This window comes from Polaribacter sp. SA4-10 (assembly GCF_002163835.1).
Classification (GTDB): Bacteria; Bacteroidota; Bacteroidia; order Flavobacteriales; family Flavobacteriaceae; genus Polaribacter.
In genome coordinates, this window is sequence record NZ_CP019331.1 from 659,840 (window position 1) to 683,533 (window position 23,694).

Here is a 23,694-nt window from a genome sequence, read left to right on the forward strand (position 1 = left end):
TTCGTTTTTGGTTTTTTGGTAAATCTTTTAAATTTTTACTTCTACTCCACTTTCTAACTCTATTGGTTTTTTATTTTGCTGAAATAATCTTGCTGTAAGTTTTCCTTTTAAGGTAATTTTATTGTCAAGAACTTCTAACCAACTACCTTCTCGTAAACCTAATACAGGAGTTTCATTAAAAACATGGAACTCTTTAATACGTGTTTCTCTTGTTTCTCCCATATGTTTAGAACCTTCAACAGGATCTAAATAATGTGCATTGATATTAAAAGGAATACTTTTAAACGTATTAAAACTTGGTGGGTATACAATTGGCATATCGTTCGTATTCTTTATATTAACTCCGCAAATATTGCTTCCGGCACTCGTGCCTAAATAAGGGGTTCCGCTATTTATAACAGCTTTAAATTCTTCTAAAATAGCTGTCTTATAGATTTGATTTACAAGTTCAAAAGTATTTCCTCCTCCTGTAAAAATTGCTTCAGCATTCTGTAAAGCTTCTTTTGGGTTTTCAAATTCATGAATTCCTTTTACATCTAAACCTATTTTTGAAAAAGCATTTTTAGCAATTTCTGTATATTCATCATAAGAAATTCCTCCAGGTCTTGCAAAAGGAATAAAAAGAATTGTTTTTACATCTACAAAAAATACTTTTAATGTTGGTAATAAATATTCTAAATATCCACTTCCATGAATAGTTGACGTACTTGCAATAATCATTTTTTTCATATTTCAAAAATAAGTAAAATTATAGACACGGTTTTTTACTTTAACATAAGTTTACAATTCCATTAATACATTTTTAAGAGTACCTGCGCTTTTCTTTGTAGACATGAAAAAACTACTTATTATATGTACTTTATTTTTTAGTACTTTTTATGTTTTTGGACAAGAAAAAAGAACACTGAAACAAGGTAAAGTGGTATTAGAAAACAATCCTATATCTAATGTTCATGTCATTAATAAAGATACAAATATTGGTACAATAACCAATGATAATGGCTTTTTTGAAATTCCAATAAAAGTTGGTGATCGCCTTTACTTTTCTCACTTAAATTTAAAAGGTAAACTTATTTTAATAACAAAAGAAGTAATTTTAAAAACTGATTTTAGGATTCAATTAAATGAAAATACAGTTGCTCTAGATGCATTTATACTAGAAAAACCAAGAAGTATTTTTTATGTAGATAAAGACATTATGCCTAATAATGGACCTGTAGTAAATGCAAAAACATTGAATTTACCTTATGCGAATACAAAAGTTAAAAAAGAGGATGCTATTTTAAAAATTAGATCGGGAGCTGTTGTGAGTTTAGATAATTTATTAAATAGTTTAAACGGAAGTAGTACCCGTAAAAAACAATTAAATAAAGTTGTAAAAGAAGATGCTACTCTTTTAAAAATTAGAAGCTATTTTACGGATGATTTTTTTATAACTGATTTAAAAATAAAAAAACAATATATAAATCCTTTCTTAAATTATTGTATTGATAAAAATATAATTGCTACTTTTAATAAAAATAACTTTATAAAATTAACAAGACTATTAATGGTTGAAAGTAAAGGTTTTCCTCACAAAATAGAAAATGAGGATTTATATTTAACGAACAACTAAGTCAAAAGATTTCTGTATGGTAAAAAAACTACTTCTTATTTTTTTATTAATACCAATTTCTATTTCTTCTCAAGAAAGAAGAGTACTTATTAATGGTAAAATTTTAGATTCTTTGGGTGTTGTTAAAAATGCAAACATTATTAATTTAAGAACCAATCAGGGTACTTTTTCTTCTGACAAGGGTACATTTAGAATGTTCGTTTCTATTGGAGATTCTCTAAGCATCTCTTCTGTACAACATTTGTCAAAAAAAATATTTGTAAATAAATATAATATTGATAACAGCATTGTAACCGTTTATTTAAAATTGAATGTATATAAACTAGATGCCTTTGAGTTAAAAAGGCATCACTTAGCTGGTAGATTAGGCATTGACTCTAAGAGTGTTCCTATTAATAAAAAAGATTCTTTGCTAAATAAACTCATGGATTTTTCTGAAATAAACATGAAAATTGTAGAGGGAGATGATTATATAGACAAAAGAGTAAGACCACATTTGGTAGAAACAGATCCAAATATGAACTTTATTGGTGCAGGAGCTTCAATAAATATGCCTTTTAAGTATTCTGAAAAATTATGGGCTTTAAGAAGAGATTTCGCATATAAAAAGGCCTTTCCATATAAAATATTATCAGAGTTAGGAGAAAAATTTTTCTTTGAAAAATTAAAAATTCCTGTAGATAATTATTTTCATTTTTTAGAATACTGCAATCCTTTAGGAATTGAAAAACTACATAAAGAAGGAAAAAATCTAGAACTAATAAAAATTTTAAATAATGAAAGTGCTAGCTATTTAAAAATCATTAAAAAAGAGTAATTTGGCTTAATATTTGATTTATTTAAAACATGACAATTAAAAAAACACTTTTTCTTTTATTAATTATTCCACTTCTCTCGTTCTCTGCTCATAAATACTATTTAAGTTTAACGCAAATAACTTATAAGCCTGAAGCTAAATCTGTACAAGTAATAATTAATGTTTTTATGGATGATATTGAAGTGGCTTTAAATAAAAAATACGCCATTGATTTAAATTTAACTACAGAAAAGGAATTAAAGGATAATGATATTTATTTTGAAAAATATCTAAATGAAAAACTACACTTTAAAATTGATGATATTTCTAAGGAATTCAACTACTTAGGAAAAGAATATGATGGAGATTTGGTTTATTTTTATCTAGAAATAGAAAATATAGAACACGTAAAATCTATTGGTATTACAAACAAAATTTTAATTGATTATTTCCCAAAACAACAAAACTTAATTAAATCTAAAGTTGGGAAAAAACATAAAAGTATTCTTCTTACAGCTAAAAATGATAAAGGTTTGTTAAAATTTTAACTCTTTTTAACTTTTTCCATAAGTTATCCTTAATTTGTTCGCTCTTTTAATTCAAGAACAAATGAAAAAAATTACGGTATTAGTACTTTCTCTTTTTTTTGTAGTTGCATCAGTATTTGCACAGCAAAAAGAAACAAAACAAGGACACACAAATCAAAATAAGTTTAAGCAACTTAAAGATGTATTAGCAACGCCTAATAATCAGCATACAGCTTCTGGAGCTCCAGGAAAAAAATATACGCATCAAAAAGTTGATTATGTAATGGATATTGTCTTAGATGATGATAATCAAAAAATTTCTGGGAATGAAACAATTACATATCATAATAATTCTGATGATGCATTAACCTATTTATGGTTACAATTAGATCAAAATATGCGTGCATCAGACTCTAAAACTCCTGATATTCAATCTAGTAAAGTTCCTGAAAAAATAAGCGAAAGCAGGTATAATAGAACTTTTTCTGACAAACCTTTTGATGGTGGTTTTAAAATAATGAGCGTTACAAATATAGATGGTGAAAATTTGTCTCATACTATAAACCAAACGATGATGAGAATTAATTTACCTAAACCTTTAGCTTCTGGTAAAACATTTTCATTTAAAATTAAATGGTGGTATAACATCAATAACCATAGAACGCAAGGTGGTAGATCTGGTTTTGAGCATTTCCCAGAAGATGGAAATAACAACTATGTAATTGCTCAATTTTTTCCAAGACTATGTGTTTATGATAATGTTGAAGGTTGGCAAAATGATCAATTTTGGGGAAGAAGTGAATTTGCTTTAGAATTTGGAGATTATACAGTAAACATTACAACTCCCGAAGATCATATGTTAGGAGCAACAGGTGTTTTAATGAATGAAAAAGAAGTTTTATCAAAAAAAGAGTTAAAAAGGTTAACTAAAGCTAGAAAAACTTTTGATAATCCTGTAATTATTAGAACTCAAGAAGAAGCTGAAAAGATTGAAAAAACGAGCGCTACACAAACTAAAACTTGGAAGTTTCAAGCTAAAAATGTTAGAGATTACGCTTTTGCAACTTCTAGAAAATTTATTTGGGATGGAATGGCTGTTGATATTAATGGCAAATCAGTAATGGCATATTCTTTATATTCTAAAGAAGCAAACCCATTATATGGTGATCACTCTACAAAAGCTGTAGCGCAAACATTAAAAACATATTCTAAATATACTTTTGATTATCCGTATCACAAAGCAATTTCTGTAGATGGACAAATGGGAATGGAATATCCTCAGATTTGTTTTAATCCTGGAAGACCAAATGCTGATGGAACGTATTCTGATAGAACAAAATACAGAATGATAAAAGTAACCATACATGAAGTTGGACATAACTTTTTTCCAATGATCGTAAATTCTGATGAAAGACAATGGACTTGGATGGATGAAGGTTTAAACTCTTATATGGAAATGTTAGCAGAATTAGATTATGATAAAGATTTTCCAATAACTAGAGGATATCCAAAAAATATAGTGAATTATATGGCTGGAGATCAATCTAGAATTGCTCCTATTATGACAAAAGGAGATAATGTTTACAGTTTTGGTAACAATGCATATGGAAAACCAGCAACAGCTTTATGGATTTTAAGAGAAACGATTATGGGCAAAGAGTTATTTGATCATGCTTTTAAAACGTATTCTCAAAGATGGAAATTTAAACATCCAACTCCTGCAGATTTCTTTAGATCTATGGAAGATGCCTCTGCAATGGATTTAGATTGGTTTTGGAGAGGTTGGTTCTATACAACCGATGTAACTGATATTGGTATAGATAGTGTTAAGAAATTTTATACAAATAAAAATGAAGATGGATCTGTTAATTTTACAGAAGACACTACAAATGGTTTAGGTTTTGGAACTGAAAAAAATGAAGATTCTAAATATCATTATGAAATTACTTATAACAAACCAGGAGGTTTAGTGATGCCTATTATTGTTGAGTTTACTTATAAAGACGGAACAAAAGAGAGAAAAACATATCCTGCTCAAATTTGGAGATATAATGATAAAGAAGTAACTAAAGTATTTTCTGCAACTAAAGAAATACAAAGTATTGTTATAGATCCAGATTTAGAAACTGCAGATGTAGACACTACTAATAATAGTTGGCCTAAAGAGGAAGCAAATAAGTTTGAGAAATTTAAAAGTAAACTTAAAAACTAAATTTAATTTATATTAAAAAAAAAAGCGATATGTTATTCATATCGCTTTTTTTGGTAAAGGTTTGTTAAATTTTTAACATCCATTAACATAATTCCTAACTAATTCTTAATTTAGGTCCCAAATTCAAAATAACTTAAGACAAATGAAAAAATTCACTTTATTAGTGCTTTCTATTTTTTTTGTAGCTGTTTCAGCTTTTGCACAAGACAAAAAAACTGAAGAAAAACAAGAAGCACCAAAAGGACACATTGATCAAAACAAATTCAGACAAATGAAAGATGTTTTGGCAACTCCTAATGATCAGCATACTGCATCAGGAGCTCCAGGTCATCAATATTCTCAACAGAAAGTTGATTATTTGATGAACATTCGTTTAGACGAAAATTCAAACCATATGTATGGTGATGAAAAAATTACATATCATAACAATTCTAAAGATAATTTAGAATATTTATGGGTGCAATTAGATCAAAACATGAGAGCAGACGACTCTCAAACTCCTTTAGCAAAATCTACAGGCGCATCTGCTTTTATTACTCCAGATAACTTTCAGAGTACTTATATGAAAGGAAAAAATGGTTTTGGTTTTAATATAGAAAAAGTTGAAACTGATGGAAAACCTCTTTCTCATTTTATTAATAAAACAATGATGAGAATAAATTTACCAAATGCATTAGCTCCTGGTGAAACTTTTAAATTCAGAATTAAATGGAACTATAAAATCAATAACTCTGTTAAAGATGGCGGTAGGTCTGGTTTTGAAGATTTCCCTGATGGAAATAACAACTATACTATTGCTCAATTCTTTCCAAGATTAGCGGTTTATAATAATGTTGAAGGATGGCAAAATATGCAATTCTGGGGACGAAGTGAATGGGCTTTAGAATTTGGAGATTATGAAGTAAACTTAACGGTACCCGCAGATCACATTGTAGATGCAACTGGAGAGTTACAAAATGAGAAAGATGTTTTAACAAAAACACAACGCAAACGTTGGGAAAAAGCTAGAAAAACATATGACAACCCTGTAATGATTGTTACTCAAGAAGAAGCTGAAAAAGCAGAAAAAGGGCGTGCAACAAATACAAAAACATGGAAATTTAAAGCAAAAAGAGTTCGTGATTTTGCATTTGCTTCTTCAAGAAAATACATTTGGGATGCTATGGCTACCAATGTAAACGGGAAATCAGTAATGGCTGTTTCTTTATATCCTAAAGAAGGAAACCCTTTATGGGAAGAGCATTCTACAAGAGCAGTTGCGACTACACTTATAGAATATTCAAAATTAACTTTTGATTATCCTTATTCTAAAGCAATCTCTGTTCATGCTAAAAATCAAGGAATGGAATATCCTATGATTTGTTTCAACTTTGGACGTCCAAATCCTGATGGAACTTATTCTGACAGAACAAAAAAAGGGATGCTTGGTGTAATTATACATGAAGTTGGGCATAACTTTTTTCCAATGATTGTAAATTCTGATGAAAGACAATGGACTTGGATGGATGAAGGTTTAAATTCATTTGTAGAGATTTTAGCAGAATTAAAATACGATCCAGAATTATTTGCTACTAATCCTGCAAAAGAGATTACAAAATATATGAGTGGTGATCAAAGTAATTTATCGCCAATTATGTCTCAAGGAGATTATGTTAAACAATTTGGACCAAATGCATACACAAAACCTGCTGCTGGTTTATATATGTTGAGACAAACTATTATGGGACCAGAATTATTTGACCATGCTTTTAGAACGTATTCTAAACGTTGGATGTTTAAACACCCAACTCCTGCAGATTTCTTTAGATCTATGGAAGATGCTTCTGGTATGGATTTAGATTGGTTCTGGAGAGGTTGGTTCTACACCACAGATGTTTCTGATATTGGTATCGCAAAAGTGAAACCATTATATATTACAGATAAACCTAGCCAGAGAATTACAGAAATGATTAAAAATAACCCAAGAGCAAAAGCTTATTTTGAGGGTTTAGGAGATTTAGTATATATTACTGATAAAAAAGAAGATGCCAACCCTAGTGTTATGGATAAATATGTAGATGACACTTCTGAGGTGCCTTCATATATGTACTCTGTAGAATTTGAAAAACCAGGAGGTTTAATAATGCCTATTATTGTTGAACTTACCTATGCAGATGGTACAACTAAAGAAGTTACATACCCTGCACAAATTTGGATGAAAGATGATGGCAAAGTAACTAGAGTTTTTGCTTCTACTCAAGAAATTAAGAGTATTAAAGTAGATCCAAATATAGAAACTGCAGATATTGATACTTCAAATAATAGCTGGCCAAAGAAAGAAGCTGACCAATTTGATAAATTTAAAAGCAAAGTTAAAAACTAAACCTTTTATTATAAGCCTATCTTAAAGTGGTAGACTAATTTAAATTAAACCAGAGAAATATACTTCTCTGGTTTTTTTATTTAAGTTCCTAATTGTTAAATAGTAGGAATAAAAAAAAAGCCTATCAAATTTGATAGGCTTTTAGATAAAAAATTAACTAGTAATAGATATATATTATAATACTCTTACGTTTACTGCGTTTAATCCTTTTTTACCATCTTGTAAGTCAAATTCAACTTCGTCGTTTTCACGAACTTCGTCAATTAATCCTGACACATGTACAAAATGTTCTTTTTCTGATCCTTCTTCAGTGATAAATCCAAATCCTTTAGATTCATTGAAAAATTTTACGGTACCTTTATTCATAATAAAAAAATATTGTGTTGTTAATTTAATTACTAACAACGTTTTATAGAGGTGCAAATATAATACCAATTTTTGTAAAACCAAGAATATATTATATATATTTTAAAATAAACCTTAAAGACTGTTTACTAGTGATTTAACATGATTAAACTCTTCAACAATATCATTTAAAACAATTTTAGCTGGTTTTATTTCATGAATTAATCCTGCAACTTGACCAATTTCTAATTCGCCATTGTCTAAGTCACCTTCAAACATTCCTTTTTTTGCTCTTGCTCTTCCCAACAATTCTTTAATTTCTTCAATTGAAGGATTTCTTTGATATAATGCTTGTATGTCTTGATAAAATTTATTTTTCACCAAACGTACAGGTGCCAATTCTTTTAATGTTAATTGTGTATCACCATCTTTTACATTTACAATTGTATTCTTAAAATTTTGATGTGCAGAAGATTCTTCTGTTGCTGCAAACCTACTTCCAATTTGTACACCATCTGCACCTAAAACCATCGCTGCCAACATTCCTCTACCTGTACCAATTCCTCCAGCAGCAATAACAGGTATTTTAAGCTGCTCTTTTACCATTGGAATTAATGTAAAAGTGGTAGTTTCCTCTCTCCCATTATGTCCTCCAGCCTCAAAACCTTCACAAACAACAGCATCCACTCCTGCTGCTTCCGCTTTTAAAGCAAACTTTACAGAACTTACTACATGTACAACAGTAATTCCTTTTTCTTTTAAAAATGAAGTCCAAGTTTTTGGATTTCCAGCAGATGTAAAAACAATCTTTACTTCTTCTTCAACAATAATATCCATTATTTTTTCTATATCAGGATACAGCATTGGTACATTTACTCCAAAAGGTTTATCAGTTGCTTTTTTACATTTTTGAATATGCGCTCTTAATATATCAGGATACATAGAACCTGCACCAATTAAACCTAAACCTCCTGCATTTGAAACTGCGGAAGCTAATTTGTAACCAGAAACCCAAATCATTCCACCTTGAACGATAGGATATTGTATATTGAATAGTTTAGTGATGTTGTGCTGCATTTAGTTTTTTACTAACTTTATTGTTTTTTGTGACTTTCCGCTTGTAATTTTAAGAATATAAATTCCAGAATTCAAAACTGAAACATTCAGTACATTACTTTTTAAATTTCCTTCTTCATATACCTTCTTACCAAGCAAATTGTAAATTTTAACATTTACGCCATTTAAATCATTCCTTTTCATTTTTAGTGTAAAACTAGTGCTCACAGGATTGGGATATATTGTAGTTGTGTTTATGAAGTTTTGCTTATCAACATTCAAAACAGCTTCATATGCAGTTTTAAAATCAGGTATTCCATACCCATATTGTTCGTCTGGATTGGTATATCTGTCTGCAGATTCCCGAATTTTCTGCATAACTTGCGTACTTGTTAGTTGGGGAGTCGCTTGCCAAAAACAGGCTACAACACCAGTCATCACTGGAGAAGAAAAAGAAGTTCCATTAGAAGGCTTTGGTGTACCCGTTTGATGATCAATTACAAAAACATTTTCACCGTGTGCTAGCACATCAGGCTTTACACGACCATCCGAAGTCGGACCAAAAGAACTAAAAGATGCTATATCTTCGACAGCATCTACAGCACCCACTGTAAAAACAGAAGCTGCATCGCCTGGAGCTCCAATATATTTCCAAGAGTCACTTCCAGAGTTTCCTGCAGAAGTCACCAATATCATTCCACGAGAAGCTATAATGTCTGCTCCACGCGAAATAAAGGCCGTCTTTCCGTCCATATCTTCATATGAATAATTGTAATTTGGGTCATCAAAAGTAGTGTATCCTAAAGAGGTATTAATTACATCGACACCCAAGCTATCTGCGCGCTCTGCCGCCTCTACCCATAAGCTCTCTTCAAGAGGAACTTCATTAGCGGTATCTTCTGTTATAAATAAATAAAATGAAGCATCAGGAGCCGTACCCACAAATACACCATCTATATAACCCGCAATATCAGATAACACATTTGTTCCGTGATTGCTACCAGCATAAAAGTTTTCATTTCTATTTACAAAGTCATAGCCTCCTAAAATCTGATTATTATCACGTATTTTTTGAAATGCTTGTAACTGATTTACATTTGGAAAACCCGCATCTATCACGGCAATATGCATACCACTTCCTGTAAAACCCTCTTGATGCAAAAAATCGCCTTTCAGCATTGTGATTTGAGTTTCAGCTACACCGTAATTATAATCCGCTTTCATTTCAGCAAACTTATTTTTGTGTTTGGTCTTTGAAGAGCGCTTCGTTGTTTTGCCATTTGCATTTAAACCATCATCAGCAAACTCTATACTTTCAATAAAAGAAAAGTTAGAGATTAGGTTATTGATGTCTACTTCTTGTCCAAATACATGTATTGCATTTAACCATTTTGATTTTGCCAATACCGTAATTCCACTAGCACTTTTTACCTGAGAGTAGTAAGTATCATCTACGGGAACATCTATCACATCTACTGCAATATTTTGACGTGACCTCCTGTCTAAAGCACGCTGTGACAGCATGTTTAAGGGAGTTGCTAAATAAGCTTCAAAACTTGGTTTGTCTTTTAAATAGACCCAAGCATCTTCTTGTGCAAAAAATTGTGATGAAATTAAAAAAGTAAATAAGAGTAATAATTTTTTCATGGGGGTCTAATTTTTTTATTAAGTTAAATATTCATGTCCAAATTACTACTTTTTTAAACAGTATAGCGAATTTTTAAGAAATTACTCCAGAACCTAACAATTCTTCATCCTGATACCAAGCAACAAATTGCCCTTCTTGTATGGCAGATTGTTTGTTTGTAAACGCTACATATAAACCACTTTCAACTTTATGTAAAGTCGCTTTTTCTAAGGCTTGTCTGTATCTAATTCTTGCTTCAACCTGCATTGTTTCTCCAACTTTTAAAGTTAAGTCCTCACGAATCCAATGAATTTCTTCATTAGAAACAAACAATACATTTCTATATAAACCTTGGTGATTTTTACCTTCACCTGTATAAATTACATTTTCTATAACATCTGTTTCTATAACATAAAGCGCTTCTTTTGTTCCACCAACATTTAATCCTTTACGTTGCCCTTTTGTAAAATAATGTGCTCCTTGATGTTTCGCAACTATTTTCCCGTCTTCTTTTGTGTAAGAAAACTTGGTTGAAAAATATTTTAATTCGGCTTCTTTATTTTCAAATTTTGGAACAGATTTAGTATACTGCTCAAAATCAGAAGGAATTGTAACAATTACGCCTTCTTTTGGTTGTAACTTTTGTTGTAAAAACTCTGGCAATCTAACCTTTCCTATAAAACACAAACCTTGAGAATCTTTCTTTTCTGCGGTAATTAAATCGGCTTCTTTTGCAATTTCTCTAACCTCTGGTTTTGTTAATTCGCCAATTGGAAACAACGCTTTTACAAGTTGTTGTTGAGATAATTGACATAAAAAATAAGATTGATCTTTATTAGTATCTTTTCCCGCTAGTAACTTATAGACTGGTTTTCCATCAATAATTTCTTCACCTTTTCTACAATAATGACCAGTAGCAACATAATCTGCACCTAACTTTAAAGCGATGTCCATAAAAACATCAAACTTTATTTCTCGGTTACAAAGCACATCAGGGTTTGGCGTTCTTCCTTTAGAGTATTCATCAAACATATAATCTACAATACGTTCTTTGTATTGATTGCTTAAATCTACTACTTGAAACGGAATGCCTAGTTTTTCTGCAACAATCATTGCATCATTACTATCTTCTAACCAAGGACATTCATTAGAAATAGTAACAGAGTCATCATGCCAATTCTTCATAAAAAGGCCAATAACCTCATATCCTTGTTCTTTTAATAAATGTGCGGTTACGCTACTATCTACACCTCCAGAAAGACCTACAACTACTCTTTTCATTCCTTAATTTTGAAGATGCAAAGTTACGAATTAGATTTTTATTTATTAAGATATAACAATAGGAATCAACATGAAATTTAATTTTTAAAATACTAAATTTTTGTTAAAATTAATTAGATTGTTAACTATTTAATTTATTTTGTTTAATAAAAACCTATATTTGTTAAACAACATAAAAACCCTCGATATGAAATTATTTAAAAATTTAGTAAAAACGGTACTTTTTTTAACGGTATTATGTATAACTCTTGTTAGTTGTAGTAATAATGATACAAATACACCAGCACCGCCCGTTATTGAACCAACCAATACCATAGCAGATTTTGTAAGTAATAATGAAGATTATAGTATTCTTTTAGAGGCTCTGCAAATTGCAGATGGTAACTTAGATGTTGTTTTATCTGGTGACGGACCTTTCACGGTGTTTGCCCCAAACAATGCAGCTTTTACAGCTTTTTTATCTGATAATAATTTTGATGCTTTAAGTGATATACCAACCGATATTTTATCGCAAGTATTACTGAATCATGTAGTTAGTGGAAATGCAGTATCTTCTACTTTAACCACTGGATATGATGTAAGCAGCTTATCTACAGCAACACCAAATGGTAACAGTATGAGTTTGTACATTAATACAGCAGACGGTGTTGTTATTAACGGAGTTTCTTCAGTAACTACTGCAGATGTATCTGTGGATAATGGAACTATACATGCCGTTGATGCAGTTATTGGTTTACCAACAGTAGTTACATTTGCAACAGCAGATCCTAATTTTTCTGTTTTAGTAACGGCCTTAACTAGATCAGATTTAACCTTTGATTTTGTAGGAACACTTTCAACAGCAAATGGAACGGCCCCAGCTCCATTCACTGTATTTGCTCCAATAGATCAAGCTTTTATAGATTTGCTTGAAGAGTTGGGTGTAGATTCTTTAGACGATATCGATGAGACAACATTAAATGCAACTTTAAAAATGCATGCTGTTGCTGGTGCAAATGTTTTAGCAGCTAGTCTTAGTGATGGTTTGACCATTACTACCTTAGGAGGAGACATTACTGCGAATGTAACTGATGGAGCTACTTTAACAGATGCAAATGATAGAGTTAGTACTATAATAGCGGTAGATGTGCAAGCAAGTAACGGTGTAATTCACGCAATTGATAAAGTTATTTTAAAATAACTACGTGGTAAAATTATTTTAAACATAAACCTTCAAGTTCATCCTTGAGGGTTTACTGTTTTTTATAAACCTTTCTTTTATTTTTTTTTAGTTCCTCTTCCGAAGCTATTTCTCCATCTAAATAATAGTTCCACTCTCCTACTCTTTTTCCGTCTTTGTAAACACCTGTTTCTTTTAAATTACCATTCAATTCAAAGTATTTAGCAATGCCATTAGGTTTTCCGTTTTTGTAGTCTACTTCTTCAATTAAGATTCCTTTGCTAGAATATTTACTAGTAATTCCATGCAATAATCCATTTTTATAAACAGCAAATTCAGTTACTTGTCCTTTTGGATAATAATTTAATTGTTCTCCATGAAGTTTTCCGTTTTCATAATTTTCTTCCGATAATAAGGTTCCATCAGGATAAAAATATTTCCAATTCCCTATTCTTTTTCTATCATCTAAAAAACCTTCTGTTTGTAACGTACCAGAAATAGTATAAAATTGTACAAAAACGGAATCACTAGATTCAGAAAATGACTTTATGATAACAGGATGGTCAGAGTTTGTAATGTCATAAAACTTAAAAACACCTACTTCATTTCCGTCTTTAAATTGACCAACATAACGTATTCTTTTATTTGGATAGTATTTTTTCCAGACGCCTGTTCTTTTTTTATTCCCATCAAACTTATTGACTGTCTGTGAATTCATCTTACCCGTTGCAAAAAAACAAACAAAAAACACAAAAATAAAACCAAGTCTTTTTATCTTTATCATTGAAATAGAATTTTAGAGTAAATATACATTAATCGTACTAAAAATGAAACCTAATTTTTTAACAACGCAACTCCATAATATGGAAAACCCTAAAAGGGTAAACCGTCAAAGAGTAGCAAATTTTGTGTTAGAAGATTCGCATTTATTTAAAGATTTGGTTGCAATCACTTTTGATGTTGAAAATAAAGTTTCTATAAAAGCTGCCTGGATTTTAGAATGGATTTGCACACATCATCACTTAGAATGGATACTTCCTCATTTAGATGAATTTTCAGCAAAAATTACTACCGTAAAATTTGATAGTGCAATTAGACCTTGTGCAAAAATCTGTGCGCATTTAGCAACGGCATATTATTCTAAAAATGAAAACCAAATCAAAAAAAACCTTACTTCTACACAGATAGATATTATTATAGAAACAGGATTTGATTGGTTAATTACGCCTCAAAAAATTGCTGTAAGAGCATATACAATGACTTTTTTATATTTATTTGGTTTAGAAAAAGAGTGGATTCATCCAGAACTTTCAAATTTAATTAGTACAAAAATCATGCATGAAAGCAAAGGGTGTAAAGCCCGAGGAAAACAGATTTTAGCTTTCATAGAAAAACATCAAAAATCCACTTTATAAATGTGCTGAAAACCTTATTTTTGCAGTTAACAACATAACTGAAAATGAATTTAACACAATTAAATGCCATCTCTCCTATTGATGGTCGTTACAGAAGTAAAATATCAAAATTAGCAGATTATTTTTCTGAAGAAGCTTTAATTAAATACAGAGTTCGTGTAGAAATAGAATATTTTATTGCGCTTTGTGAAATTCCTTTACCTCAATTAGTAGATTTTGATACTACTTTATTTGATGAATTACGTAAGATTTATATCGATTTTAATGCAGAAGATGCTCAGAAAATAAAAGATATTGAAAGTATTACAAATCATGATGTAAAAGCTGTTGAATATTTTATCAAAGAAAAATTTGATGTTTTAGGTTTACAGAAACACAAAGAGTTTATCCATTTTGGATTAACTTCTCAAGACATAAACAATACGGCAATTCCGCTTTCTATTAAAGAAGCAATGAATGACGTTTATGTGCCACATTATTTTGAGCTTTTAGAGCGTTTACAAGAATTAGTTATTGATTGGAAAGATATTTCTATGTTGGCAAGAACTCATGGTCAGCCGGCATCTCCTACTCGTTTAGGAAAAGAAATAGATGTTTTTGTTGTTCGTTTAAAAGAACAATTCAAATTATTAAAGGACATACCAAATGCAGCTAAATTTGGTGGAGCAACGGGTAATTTTAATGCCCATAAAGTTGCGTATCCAACAATAGATTGGAGAGCGTTTGGAAGTACTTTTGTGAAAGAAAAATTAGGCTTACAACATTCTTTTCCAACAACGCAAATAGAACATTATGATCATATGGCTGCCTTGTTTGATACTTTAAAACGTATCAATACAATCGTTATAGATTTAGACAGAGATTTCTGGACCTATGTTTCTATGGATTATTTTAAGCAAAAAATTAAAGCAGGTGAAGTAGGTTCTTCTGCAATGCCACACAAAGTAAATCCTATCGATTTTGAAAATTCTGAAGGAAACTTAGGATTAGCAAATGCAATTTTCGAACATCTTTCTGCTAAATTACCTGTTTCTCGTTTACAACGTGATTTAACAGATAGTACTGTTTTACGTAATGTTGGTGTTCCTTTTGGACATACAATTATTGCTTTTACATCTACCATAAAAGGATTGAATAAATTATTGTTAAACAAACAAAAATTTGAGCAAGATTTAGAGAATAATTGGGCTGTTGTTGCAGAGGCAATTCAAACCATTTTAAGACGTGAAGCATATCCTAATCCTTATGAAGCATTAAAAGGATTAACAAGAACGAACGAAAAAATTAATCAGAAATCCATTGCTAATTTTATTAATACTTTAGAAGTTTCTTCTGAAATTAAACAAGAATTAAAAGCAATTACACCAGCAAATTATACAGGAATATAATTATGAAAAATATAGATAAGAGAATAAAGAATAAACAAATTGCTGTTTTTAATCTAACAAAAAGTAAAGTGATTTTATCTCTTTTTGCCTTGCTCTTTGTTCTTTTATCTTGTAATTCAGATATTAAAGACAATTCAGATAAATTTAAAAAAGGAGTTTTTGAAATTCCTGCTGGCAAAGGGTATAGTAAAACAATTATTACTAGAATTGACAGCATTCAAATTGAAGAATATGATAAAATTGTAAGCATTTCTAATGATAGTGTTTCAGCAGAAAAAAGAATAAAACATATTGATACGTTATACATCAAATGGAAAAATAATTTTTTCTATACACTAAGAATGAAATCGCCAAGAAGGGAATTAGACAAAGATCCTATTTATGTTCAAATAACAAAAATTACAGATAGTTCTTATAGCTTTTCCGCTAAAATAGGTTTTAGTAAGTTTAAACAAGATGGTACCGTTTATAAAGTAAAATAAAATGGAAATATTTTCTCATGCAGATACTTGGGTTGCACTATTAACACTAACTTTTCTTGAAATTATTTTAGGAATAGATAATATCATTTTTATTTCTATTTCTGCAAATAAATTACCAGAAGACAAAGTAAGAAAAGCAACACTTTTAGGATTAGTTTTAGCAATGGTAACTAGAATACTATTGCTTTTTAGTGTTTCTTATTTAATTGCATTAAAAGCACCTTTTTTAGCAGTAGATTATGGTTGGTTTAAAACAGCACTAACCGGACAAAGTATTATTTTATTTCTAGGAGGTTTGTTTTTACTCTATAAAAGTACGCATGAAATTCGTCAAAAAGTAGAAAAGACCAATGAAGAAGAAGTGCTAAAATCGCCTAAAGTAATTTCTTTTAAAAATGTGATTATTCAGATTGTTTTAATTGATATTGTTTTTTCTTTTGATAGTATTTTAACGGCGGTTGGTATGACAAATGGTGTTAATGGTGCTTTAACAATTATGGTAATTGCTGTAATTATTTCTATTATCATTATGATGATTTTTTCTAAACCCATTAGTAATTTTGTAAATAGAAATCCAACGATTCAAATGTTGGCACTTTCTTTTTTAATTTTAATTGGTTTTATGTTAATTACAGAAGGCGCTCATTTATCGCACACAGAAATATTTAACAAAACTGTTGGTGTTATTCCTAAAGGATATTTGTATTTTGCGATTGCCTTTTCTTTAGGTGTAGAAATGTTGAATTTAAAAATGAGAAAAAAATAATATTATTAAGCAGTTTAAAAAACATATAGGTACCTTTTTATTGGTAATATTCTTATTACCAATAGCTATAAATTCTGTTCACGATTTTTTAAATCATGAACACGCTGTTTGTAACTCTAAAATTGAACAACATATTCACGAAAAAGATATCGATTGTAATTTACATCTTATAAAACAAAGCGATTATTTTATAGCTACTACTGATTATAATATTATTACAAACTTTATAATTTCTAATAATAGTTCACAATATAGTTTCTTAAAAAATCATTATCAATTATCGTTTTATTTAAGAGGACCACCTCTTTATGTTCAAGCTTAAACTTTTTTTTGAACATAAAAGACTAAAATGCAAAGACTATTTTTTTTGTGTGCATTTTTGTATTGTATAAGTACAAATACAACTGCACAAGATTGTAACATTACCTTTAAAGGTAGAATTATCGATTTCCACGACAAAACACCAATATATGGTGCATCAATTTTTGTCCTAAATTTAAATAGATATACAACATCAGATATTGATGGTGTTTTCGAAATTAATAATTTATGTAAAGGGAGAATTATTATAGAAATTAAACATCTTTCTTGCGATACAAAGCAAATTACAATCGATATTAATAAGAACATTAGCGAAGACATTTTTTTAGAGCATCATTTAGAAGAATTAAATGAAGTTATTCTTAAAGCAAGTACAAAAACCGAACAATCTAGTGTAGAACAATCTATTAAAAAGGCAGTAATAGAACAGTTTACTGATAAATCTTTAGGTGATGCGTTAAAAACGATTAGTGGTGTTTCCGCCTTAAGTACAGGTAACTCTATTGTAAAACCTATGATTCATGGCTTACACAGCAGCAGACTTTTAATTATTAACAACAATGTAAGGATGTATGACCAAGAATGGGGAGATGAACACGCACCCAATATCGATATTAATGCTAGTGATAGGATTGATGTCATAAAAGGAGCGAATACATTAAAATACGGTAGTGATGCTATAGGTGGATTAATCCTTTTAAGGCCAAAAAAATACGCTATTAAAGACAGTTTGTTTGGGAGTACTTTAACATCCTTTAATTCAAATGGTTTGGGAGGTAATTTAAATTCTGAAATAATTAAAACTTATAAGTCAGGATATTACACAAAAATTCAAATGAATTACAAGCAATTTGGAGACTTTGAAGCACCCAATTATAACCTAACCAATAGTGGTATAAAAAGCTTAAATGGTTCCGTTCAGTTTGGTTACAATAGTTTTGAAAAAGGTTTTGATGCTTACTATAGTTATGTAAATAATGAGTTTGGAATTTTACAGTCTTCTCATATTGGTAACGTAAACGATCTGGTAAATGCAATAAACAGCGAGCAACCAAGGATTATTGAAGATTTTTCTTATACTATTAATGCTCCAAAACAGTCAATTGTGCATCATTTAGCAAAAATTGAAGCCTACAAACGGTACAAAGGTTTTGGAAAATTAACTGTTCAGTACGATTTTCAAATTAATAGACGTAAAGAATTTGATTTACGAAGAGGAGGTTTAAAAAACACACCCGTTATTGACTTAAGGTTATTTACCACAAGCATTCAACCCAATTTACAAATAGATTATTTTGATGATTTAAAAATAAATACAGGTTTGTTATTTCGTTATCAGCAAAATGATGCAATTTCTGGGACAGGCACAAGTCCGTTAATTCCAGATTTTGATAAATTTGATGCTGGTATCTATGCTATTGGAAATTACAATTTAAGTGAAACCACTGAAATAAGTGCTGGTTTTCGTTATGATTTTTCTGATATAAATGCCAGAAAAGAATACAATGTTACAGATTGGCAAGAAACCTATAATTATGACGAATTATTTCCAGAATTTGAAAATGGTGATATTAGTGGTACAGATATTCCTACCAATCCAAGATTTACATATCATAACATATCTGCAAGTTTAGGATTGTCGAAGAAATTTGATAATAATATGCAGTTACTAGCTAATTATGGATTGGCATCTAGAGTACCTAATCCATCTGAATTATTTAGTGATGGGTTGCATCATAGTGCTGCAAGAATTGAAACAGGTTTATTGACGATTGGCAAAGAAATAGCTAACAAATTTGTGCTGTCTTTAGAAAAAAACAATAACGATTTTGGATTTATAATTAGTCCTTATTACAAACATATCAATGGTTTTACTCAGTTGATTCCAATTGGAATTACGACCACAATTCGTGGTGCTTTTCCAGTTTGGGAATATAATCAAGTTGCCGCGCAAATTTTTGGAATTGATATTGATGTGAATAAGAAAATTAGTACTAATTTTAGTTATTCAGGTAGTTTAAGTCTTTTACAAGGAGATAACTTAACAGATGACATTCCTTTAATTCACATGCCCGCTGCTAATTTCAGTAATCGTGTATCCTACATAAATGCTAATTTGAATCAGTTAACGATTCGTTTAAGTCAAAAAACCATTTTACAGCAAAACAGCTATCCAGATTATAACTTTTTTACATATAATGCCACACTGCAAGAAAATGTTTTTGTGGACATTAGTTCAACACCTCCTAGCTATTCGTTATTTGGTTTACATACATCTGCAGTATTTAAACTTTTTAACAAAGGGAGTTTAAAATTAGAATTCAATATAGAAAATATGTTCAATGTATCGTACAGAGAACATTTAAATAGATTACGATATTTTACGGATGATTTAGGAAGAAACTATAACCTAAAACTTAAAATAAATTATTAAACAAACAATTATGAAAATTACAAATGCAATAAAAACAACTAGATTATTAGCTTTATTATTCATCTCTGTCTTAACATTTACAGCTTGTTCTGATGATGACGATGACCACGGTTATGACAGTGAAGAAGAATTAATTACTACCGTTAGATACACCTTAACCAATGGTAATAATATCGTTACGTTAACTTTTAGTGACCCTGATGGTGAAGGTGGAAATGATGGAACATACACAGTTTCTGGAAATTTAACTACTAACCTGACGTATACAGGTGTTATAGAATTATTAAATGAAACAGAATCTCCAGCAGAAGATATTACTGAAGAAGTGAAAGCAGAAGCAGATGAACATGAGTTTTTCTATAATTCTAATGTGTCTGGATTAGCAATTACTAAAACTGATACAGATGGTAATGGTAACCCTTTAGGAATTGAAACTTCTTTAACAACTGGTAGTGCAGGTTCTGGAACATTAACCGTTATCTTAAAGCACGAACCTAAAAAACCAAATAATGACACCTCTGCAGATGCTGGAGGAAGTACAGATGTAGAAGTTGTTTTTAATATCACGGTGCAATAAAACTTTACTATATTCAATAAAAAAGCAGCTATTTATTAGCTGTTTTTTTATTTTAATCAACTCTGTTATATGAATGCTTTAGATTAAATTCATATTTCAAAAATAGATTATCGCACATATTTTGTTTTCTTTAAAGTATTTAAGACCAAGGAAGAAATATTGTGTTAGGTATTAATTTTGAAATTTAACAAAGTGTCATTCTAAAATGAGTGTTTTTTAACATTTGAAATTTCTACTATTACTATTATTAAAGCGTTGCTTCTGCAACGCTTTTTTTATTGCGGAAATCTGCAGTTTAAACTGCGGTTTACCGTAACAAGAGGATAAAAACAAAGCATCAATTTACAAAACAGGTATTTATACTTAGTGAAAAGAGCCTACTATTTCTTTTCTTAGTAGAATAATTGAGAATTTTGTTCTCTTATATATATTAAAAAAAAATAAACTATGAAAAAGCGAATACTAAAAGATAATTAAAGAGTAAGTTTTAACTGTTTTATACAAAAACAAACAAAACAGAATATAATAACCAAAAAAACAGAAAAACATGTAATATTTTTTAAAAAAGTACTTTTAATGACGTAAGTCTATGATTTTGTTACTGCTACTACAAATAATTTCACCAATATTTTTAGTATAAACCTAATTGAGCTAAAGAAACATTCGCATTTGAATGAAAAATAGTTTAATAAAATAAAAATTATGATTGCTATTTCAGAAGATTTAAAATCTCATTTCTTGAGACTATATAGTATGGCCTTTACAGACGACAATTTCCATCCATTAGAGCTAAAAATGCTTTATGATTTTGCTGAAGAAAGGGGTGTTTTAAACTCAAAATTAGATGAATTACTACTTAACCCAACTTTGGTTCAACCAAAAATTCCTGACTCTGTAGTTGAAAAAATCACTTATTTATACCAATTAAGCCAGATGATTTGGGCAGATGGTAAAGTGGATGAAAATGAAAGAACTACATTAATTAAGTATGTTAAAATGTTTGGTTTTAAGGACGAGAATGTCACTGATTTGTCAGAATACTTATTATCTGCAGTTGAAAATAAAATTAGTTTAGATGATGTTTTAAAAGAATTATAATGCTATGATGAAAAAATTAAAAGATTTAACTCAGGTCTACAAAAAAGAAGATAAAGAAATAACTCAAAAAAAATCTAAAGTAATTGAATTAGATGAAAGAGATAGAAAACAAACTTATCATGAATCCGGATTTAGGGAAAGCACTAGAAATTTTGGAGATAGAATAGCTTTAAATATTAGTTTGAAAGCTATTTATGCTAAATTTCAAAATGAAGAAAAAGAAAATGAATCTAAACAAATTAAATATAATGAACCTTATTTATTAGAAAAATCAGAGATAGAGACTGAAATTAAAACTAAATCAGTTGTTTTAGATAATCTTTCTGAAAAAATTGAGGAAAGAAGAGTGAAAATTGAAAATTTAAAACAAGAAATTACTAATATTCCTTTAAATCCTGAAAATTATGGGATAGATGCTAAAAAAGGTGCTTCAGTTAAGTTTTGGATTGGAGTTTTATTACTTATCCCTATTACATTATATTTAATAACATTCTATGTATCTACATCTTATTCTGCTTTTTTTAAGAAATTTGAAATTGGAGACGGTGTAATTCAATCTATTTTAGATGCTAATGCTTTTACAAAATCATGGAGTGATGGACCTCTAGAGGGAATGTTTGTAACGTTTATCCCTTTTGTATTTATGGGATTAGGTTTTTTAATACACATATTTGGAGAAAAGAAAAGTTTAGTTAATGGTTTTAAAATATTCGCACTTTTTGTTGTTACATTTATTTTTGATGCAATACTTGCGTATTTAATAGAAAGTAATTTATATGAATTATCAAAAGGAATAAATTCTCCAGATTTTGATTTGTCGTTGGCATTTCAGGCAGTCGCTTTTTGGGGAATTATTTTTGCTGGTTTTTTAGTTTATATTATTTGGGGTTTAGTATTTGATTTTCTTATGAAAGAGCATGCAGAAAAGGATAAAATTAACGTAGCATTAAATCAACGAAAAGCAAATATTAAAATTGAAAGGCAAGAAGTTGAAAAGTTAGTTTCCAATACTCATGCAATTAAAGAATATTTAGAAAAATTAAAAGGCAAGGTTGAAGAATTGAAGAGATTAATAAACGGAATAATTATTCCTGTAAAGGAGTATCAGCTTTACGCATCAGAATATATGCAAGGTTGGGTTACATCAATAAATCAAAATTTGCATGGTTCAGCTTTAAAAAAACAAGAATTAATCCATAGTTGTAATGAAACTTATATGTTACACGCTGAGGAAGTAGGGTCTAATCAAGAAGTTCAAAACAAAATATTTTTATCAGAATCATAATGAAATTTTTAAAAACAAAAACATATTTGGTATTCGTAAGCTCAGTTATTATATTAATTTCTTGTAAAGCTGAGAAAGGTGAAGTAAAAAAAGAAATACAAGCACCAAAAAATATAGCCAATATTGGGTGTCCAGATTATCTGTTAAAAAATAAATATAATAATTTGAATATTAGTCTTTTACTTGATTTGTCTGATAGGATAAGTGATGAAAAATACTCGAACCAAACAATGTCATATTCAGATCGGGATTTAGGTTATATAGAAGTAATTTCTAAAAGCTTTATTCAACACATAGAGAAAAAAAGACTTGTTCTAATGAATGACAAGATTCAACTTTATTTTGAGCCAGCACCTTTAGACGAGACGATAAATATAAAGTCTAAACAATTAAAAGAATATTTTGATAGAAATTTATCTAAAAAAGTAATTGAACAAATGAAAGTTGATTATAATGTTCTTCCTAAAGAAATTTATAGTTTAGCCCAAAAAGATAATAAATATGTAGGTTCTGATATCTGGAGGTTTTTTAAAGATAAAGTTAAAAGATATTGCATAGAAGAATGTAATCGAAATATTTTAATAATTATAACAGATGGTTACGTGTATCACGAAGAAACCAAATTAAAAGAAGAAAATTTCACCTCATACATTACCCCCTCACAGTTAAGGAAATATGGCTTGAACAATAGTAAATGGAAAGAAATTATTGAAGAAAAAAAATTTGGATTTATTCAGGCTACAGATGGTTTAAATGATTTAGAAGTACTTGTACTAGGGGTTGAAAACCACGACAGAAAAAGAAATCCATATGGTAAAGATATAATTGAAAAATATTGGAAAGATTGGTTGGGAAATATGGGAGTTAAAAAGTTTGAAGTTTATGGAGCAGAACTACCAAGTAATATAGAGAGTTCTATTAAAGAATTTATTTTAAGTAATTAAGTCT

General features: G+C 29.6%; 22 protein-coding genes. 16 read left to right on the forward strand and 6 right to left on the reverse strand.

Going from position 1 to position 23,694, the window contains the following annotated elements; genetic code table 11:
- Positions 1–27: 27 nt before the first annotated feature.
- Positions 28–729 (reverse strand): dipeptidase PepE, encoded by a 702-nt coding sequence (gene pepE / locus BTO04_RS03005; protein WP_087563088.1) that lies wholly within the window; start codon positions 727–729, stop codon positions 28–30.
- A gap of 103 nt (positions 730–832) precedes the next feature.
- Here pepE and BTO04_RS03010 point away from each other — a divergent pair, with 103 nt between their 5' ends.
- From BTO04_RS03010 to BTO04_RS03030, 5 genes are all read left to right on the forward strand, one after another.
- Positions 833–1,615, forward strand: coding sequence for a carboxypeptidase-like regulatory domain-containing protein (locus BTO04_RS03010; RefSeq protein ID WP_087563089.1), 783 nt, complete (start codon positions 833–835; stop codon positions 1,613–1,615).
- Between the two features lie 16 nt (positions 1,616–1,631).
- The gene (locus tag BTO04_RS03015; RefSeq protein WP_087563090.1) at positions 1,632–2,432 is read left to right on the forward strand and encodes a hypothetical protein; all 801 of its coding nucleotides are present in this window, start codon (positions 1,632–1,634) and stop codon (positions 2,430–2,432) included.
- Positions 2,433–2,461: 29 nt separating this feature from the next.
- A complete protein-coding gene (locus BTO04_RS03020; RefSeq protein WP_087563091.1) occupies positions 2,462–2,959 on the forward strand; it encodes a DUF6702 family protein in 498 nt (165 codons plus the stop codon).
- Positions 2,960–3,020: 61 nt separating this feature from the next.
- Positions 3,021–5,150 (forward strand): M1 family metallopeptidase, encoded by a 2,130-nt coding sequence (locus tag BTO04_RS03025; RefSeq protein ID WP_087563092.1) that lies wholly within the window; start codon positions 3,021–3,023, stop codon positions 5,148–5,150.
- Between the two features lie 142 nt (positions 5,151–5,292).
- A complete protein-coding gene (locus BTO04_RS03030) occupies positions 5,293–7,512 on the forward strand; it encodes a M1 family metallopeptidase (protein ID WP_087563093.1) in 2,220 nt (739 codons plus the stop codon).
- 174 nt (positions 7,513–7,686) lie between these two features.
- On the opposite strand, the gene BTO04_RS03035 is transcribed toward BTO04_RS03030, so the two are convergent.
- The 4 genes from BTO04_RS03035 to mnmA all read right to left on the reverse strand — a co-directional run bounded on the left by BTO04_RS03035 (position 7,687) and on the right by mnmA (position 11,821).
- Positions 7,687–7,878, reverse strand: coding sequence for a cold-shock protein (locus BTO04_RS03035; protein WP_087565310.1), 192 nt, complete (start codon positions 7,876–7,878; stop codon positions 7,687–7,689).
- A gap of 114 nt (positions 7,879–7,992) precedes the next feature.
- Positions 7,993–8,934, reverse strand: coding sequence for a nitronate monooxygenase family protein (locus BTO04_RS03040; RefSeq protein WP_087563094.1), 942 nt, complete (start codon positions 8,932–8,934; stop codon positions 7,993–7,995).
- The gene (locus tag BTO04_RS03045; protein ID WP_087563095.1) at positions 8,935–10,560 is read right to left on the reverse strand and encodes a S8 family serine peptidase; all 1,626 of its coding nucleotides are present in this window, start codon (positions 10,558–10,560) and stop codon (positions 8,935–8,937) included.
- A gap of 73 nt (positions 10,561–10,633) precedes the next feature.
- Entirely contained in the window at positions 10,634–11,821 is a 1,188-nt protein-coding gene (gene mnmA / locus BTO04_RS03050) for a tRNA 2-thiouridine(34) synthase MnmA (protein ID WP_087563096.1), read from the reverse strand.
- A gap of 187 nt (positions 11,822–12,008) precedes the next feature.
- On the opposite strand from mnmA, the gene BTO04_RS03055 reads away from it, so the two are divergent.
- Positions 12,009–13,001 (forward strand): fasciclin domain-containing protein, encoded by a 993-nt coding sequence (locus BTO04_RS03055; RefSeq protein ID WP_087563097.1) that lies wholly within the window; start codon positions 12,009–12,011, stop codon positions 12,999–13,001.
- Between the two features lie 52 nt (positions 13,002–13,053).
- On the opposite strand, the gene BTO04_RS03060 is transcribed toward BTO04_RS03055, so the two are convergent.
- The gene (locus BTO04_RS03060) at positions 13,054–13,698 is read right to left on the reverse strand and encodes a toxin-antitoxin system YwqK family antitoxin (protein ID WP_232455938.1); all 645 of its coding nucleotides are present in this window, start codon (positions 13,696–13,698) and stop codon (positions 13,054–13,056) included.
- A 109-nt stretch (positions 13,699–13,807) separates the two neighbouring features.
- On the opposite strand from BTO04_RS03060, the gene BTO04_RS03065 reads away from it, so the two are divergent.
- From BTO04_RS03065 to BTO04_RS03110, 10 genes are all read left to right on the forward strand, one after another.
- Positions 13,808–14,395, forward strand: a complete 588-nt coding sequence (locus BTO04_RS03065) for an adenylosuccinate lyase (RefSeq protein WP_157662417.1) — start codon at positions 13,808–13,810, stop codon at positions 14,393–14,395.
- 44 nt (positions 14,396–14,439) lie between these two features.
- On the forward strand, positions 14,440–15,783 hold the full coding sequence (gene purB, locus BTO04_RS03070) for an adenylosuccinate lyase (protein ID WP_087563100.1): 1,344 nt from the start codon (positions 14,440–14,442) through the stop codon (positions 15,781–15,783).
- A 2-nt stretch (positions 15,784–15,785) separates the two neighbouring features.
- Complete coding sequence (locus BTO04_RS03075; protein WP_232455939.1) at positions 15,786–16,265, forward strand: hypothetical protein; 480 nt, start codon at positions 15,786–15,788, stop codon at positions 16,263–16,265.
- Position 16,266: 1 nt separating this feature from the next.
- Complete coding sequence (locus tag BTO04_RS03080) at positions 16,267–17,031, forward strand: TerC family protein (protein WP_087563101.1); 765 nt, start codon at positions 16,267–16,269, stop codon at positions 17,029–17,031.
- A 40-nt stretch (positions 17,032–17,071) separates the two neighbouring features.
- Positions 17,072–17,353, forward strand: a complete 282-nt coding sequence (locus tag BTO04_RS03085) for a hypothetical protein (protein ID WP_087563102.1) — start codon at positions 17,072–17,074, stop codon at positions 17,351–17,353.
- A gap of 27 nt (positions 17,354–17,380) precedes the next feature.
- Positions 17,381–19,786, forward strand: a complete 2,406-nt coding sequence (locus tag BTO04_RS03090; RefSeq protein WP_087563103.1) for a TonB-dependent receptor — start codon at positions 17,381–17,383, stop codon at positions 19,784–19,786.
- 10 nt (positions 19,787–19,796) lie between these two features.
- On the forward strand, positions 19,797–20,363 hold the full coding sequence (locus tag BTO04_RS03095; RefSeq protein WP_087563104.1) for a type 1 periplasmic binding fold superfamily protein: 567 nt from the start codon (positions 19,797–19,799) through the stop codon (positions 20,361–20,363).
- A 702-nt stretch (positions 20,364–21,065) separates the two neighbouring features.
- The gene (locus tag BTO04_RS03100) at positions 21,066–21,461 is read left to right on the forward strand and encodes a hypothetical protein (RefSeq protein ID WP_232455940.1); all 396 of its coding nucleotides are present in this window, start codon (positions 21,066–21,068) and stop codon (positions 21,459–21,461) included.
- A gap of 4 nt (positions 21,462–21,465) precedes the next feature.
- Positions 21,466–22,746, forward strand: a complete 1,281-nt coding sequence (locus BTO04_RS03105; RefSeq protein ID WP_157662418.1) for a beta-carotene 15,15'-monooxygenase — start codon at positions 21,466–21,468, stop codon at positions 22,744–22,746.
- Entirely contained in the window at positions 22,746–23,690 is a 945-nt protein-coding gene (locus BTO04_RS03110) for a hypothetical protein (RefSeq protein ID WP_087563107.1), read from the forward strand. The genes BTO04_RS03105 and BTO04_RS03110 overlap by 1 nt, the downstream gene beginning before the upstream one ends.
- Positions 23,691–23,694 lie beyond the last annotated feature (4 nt).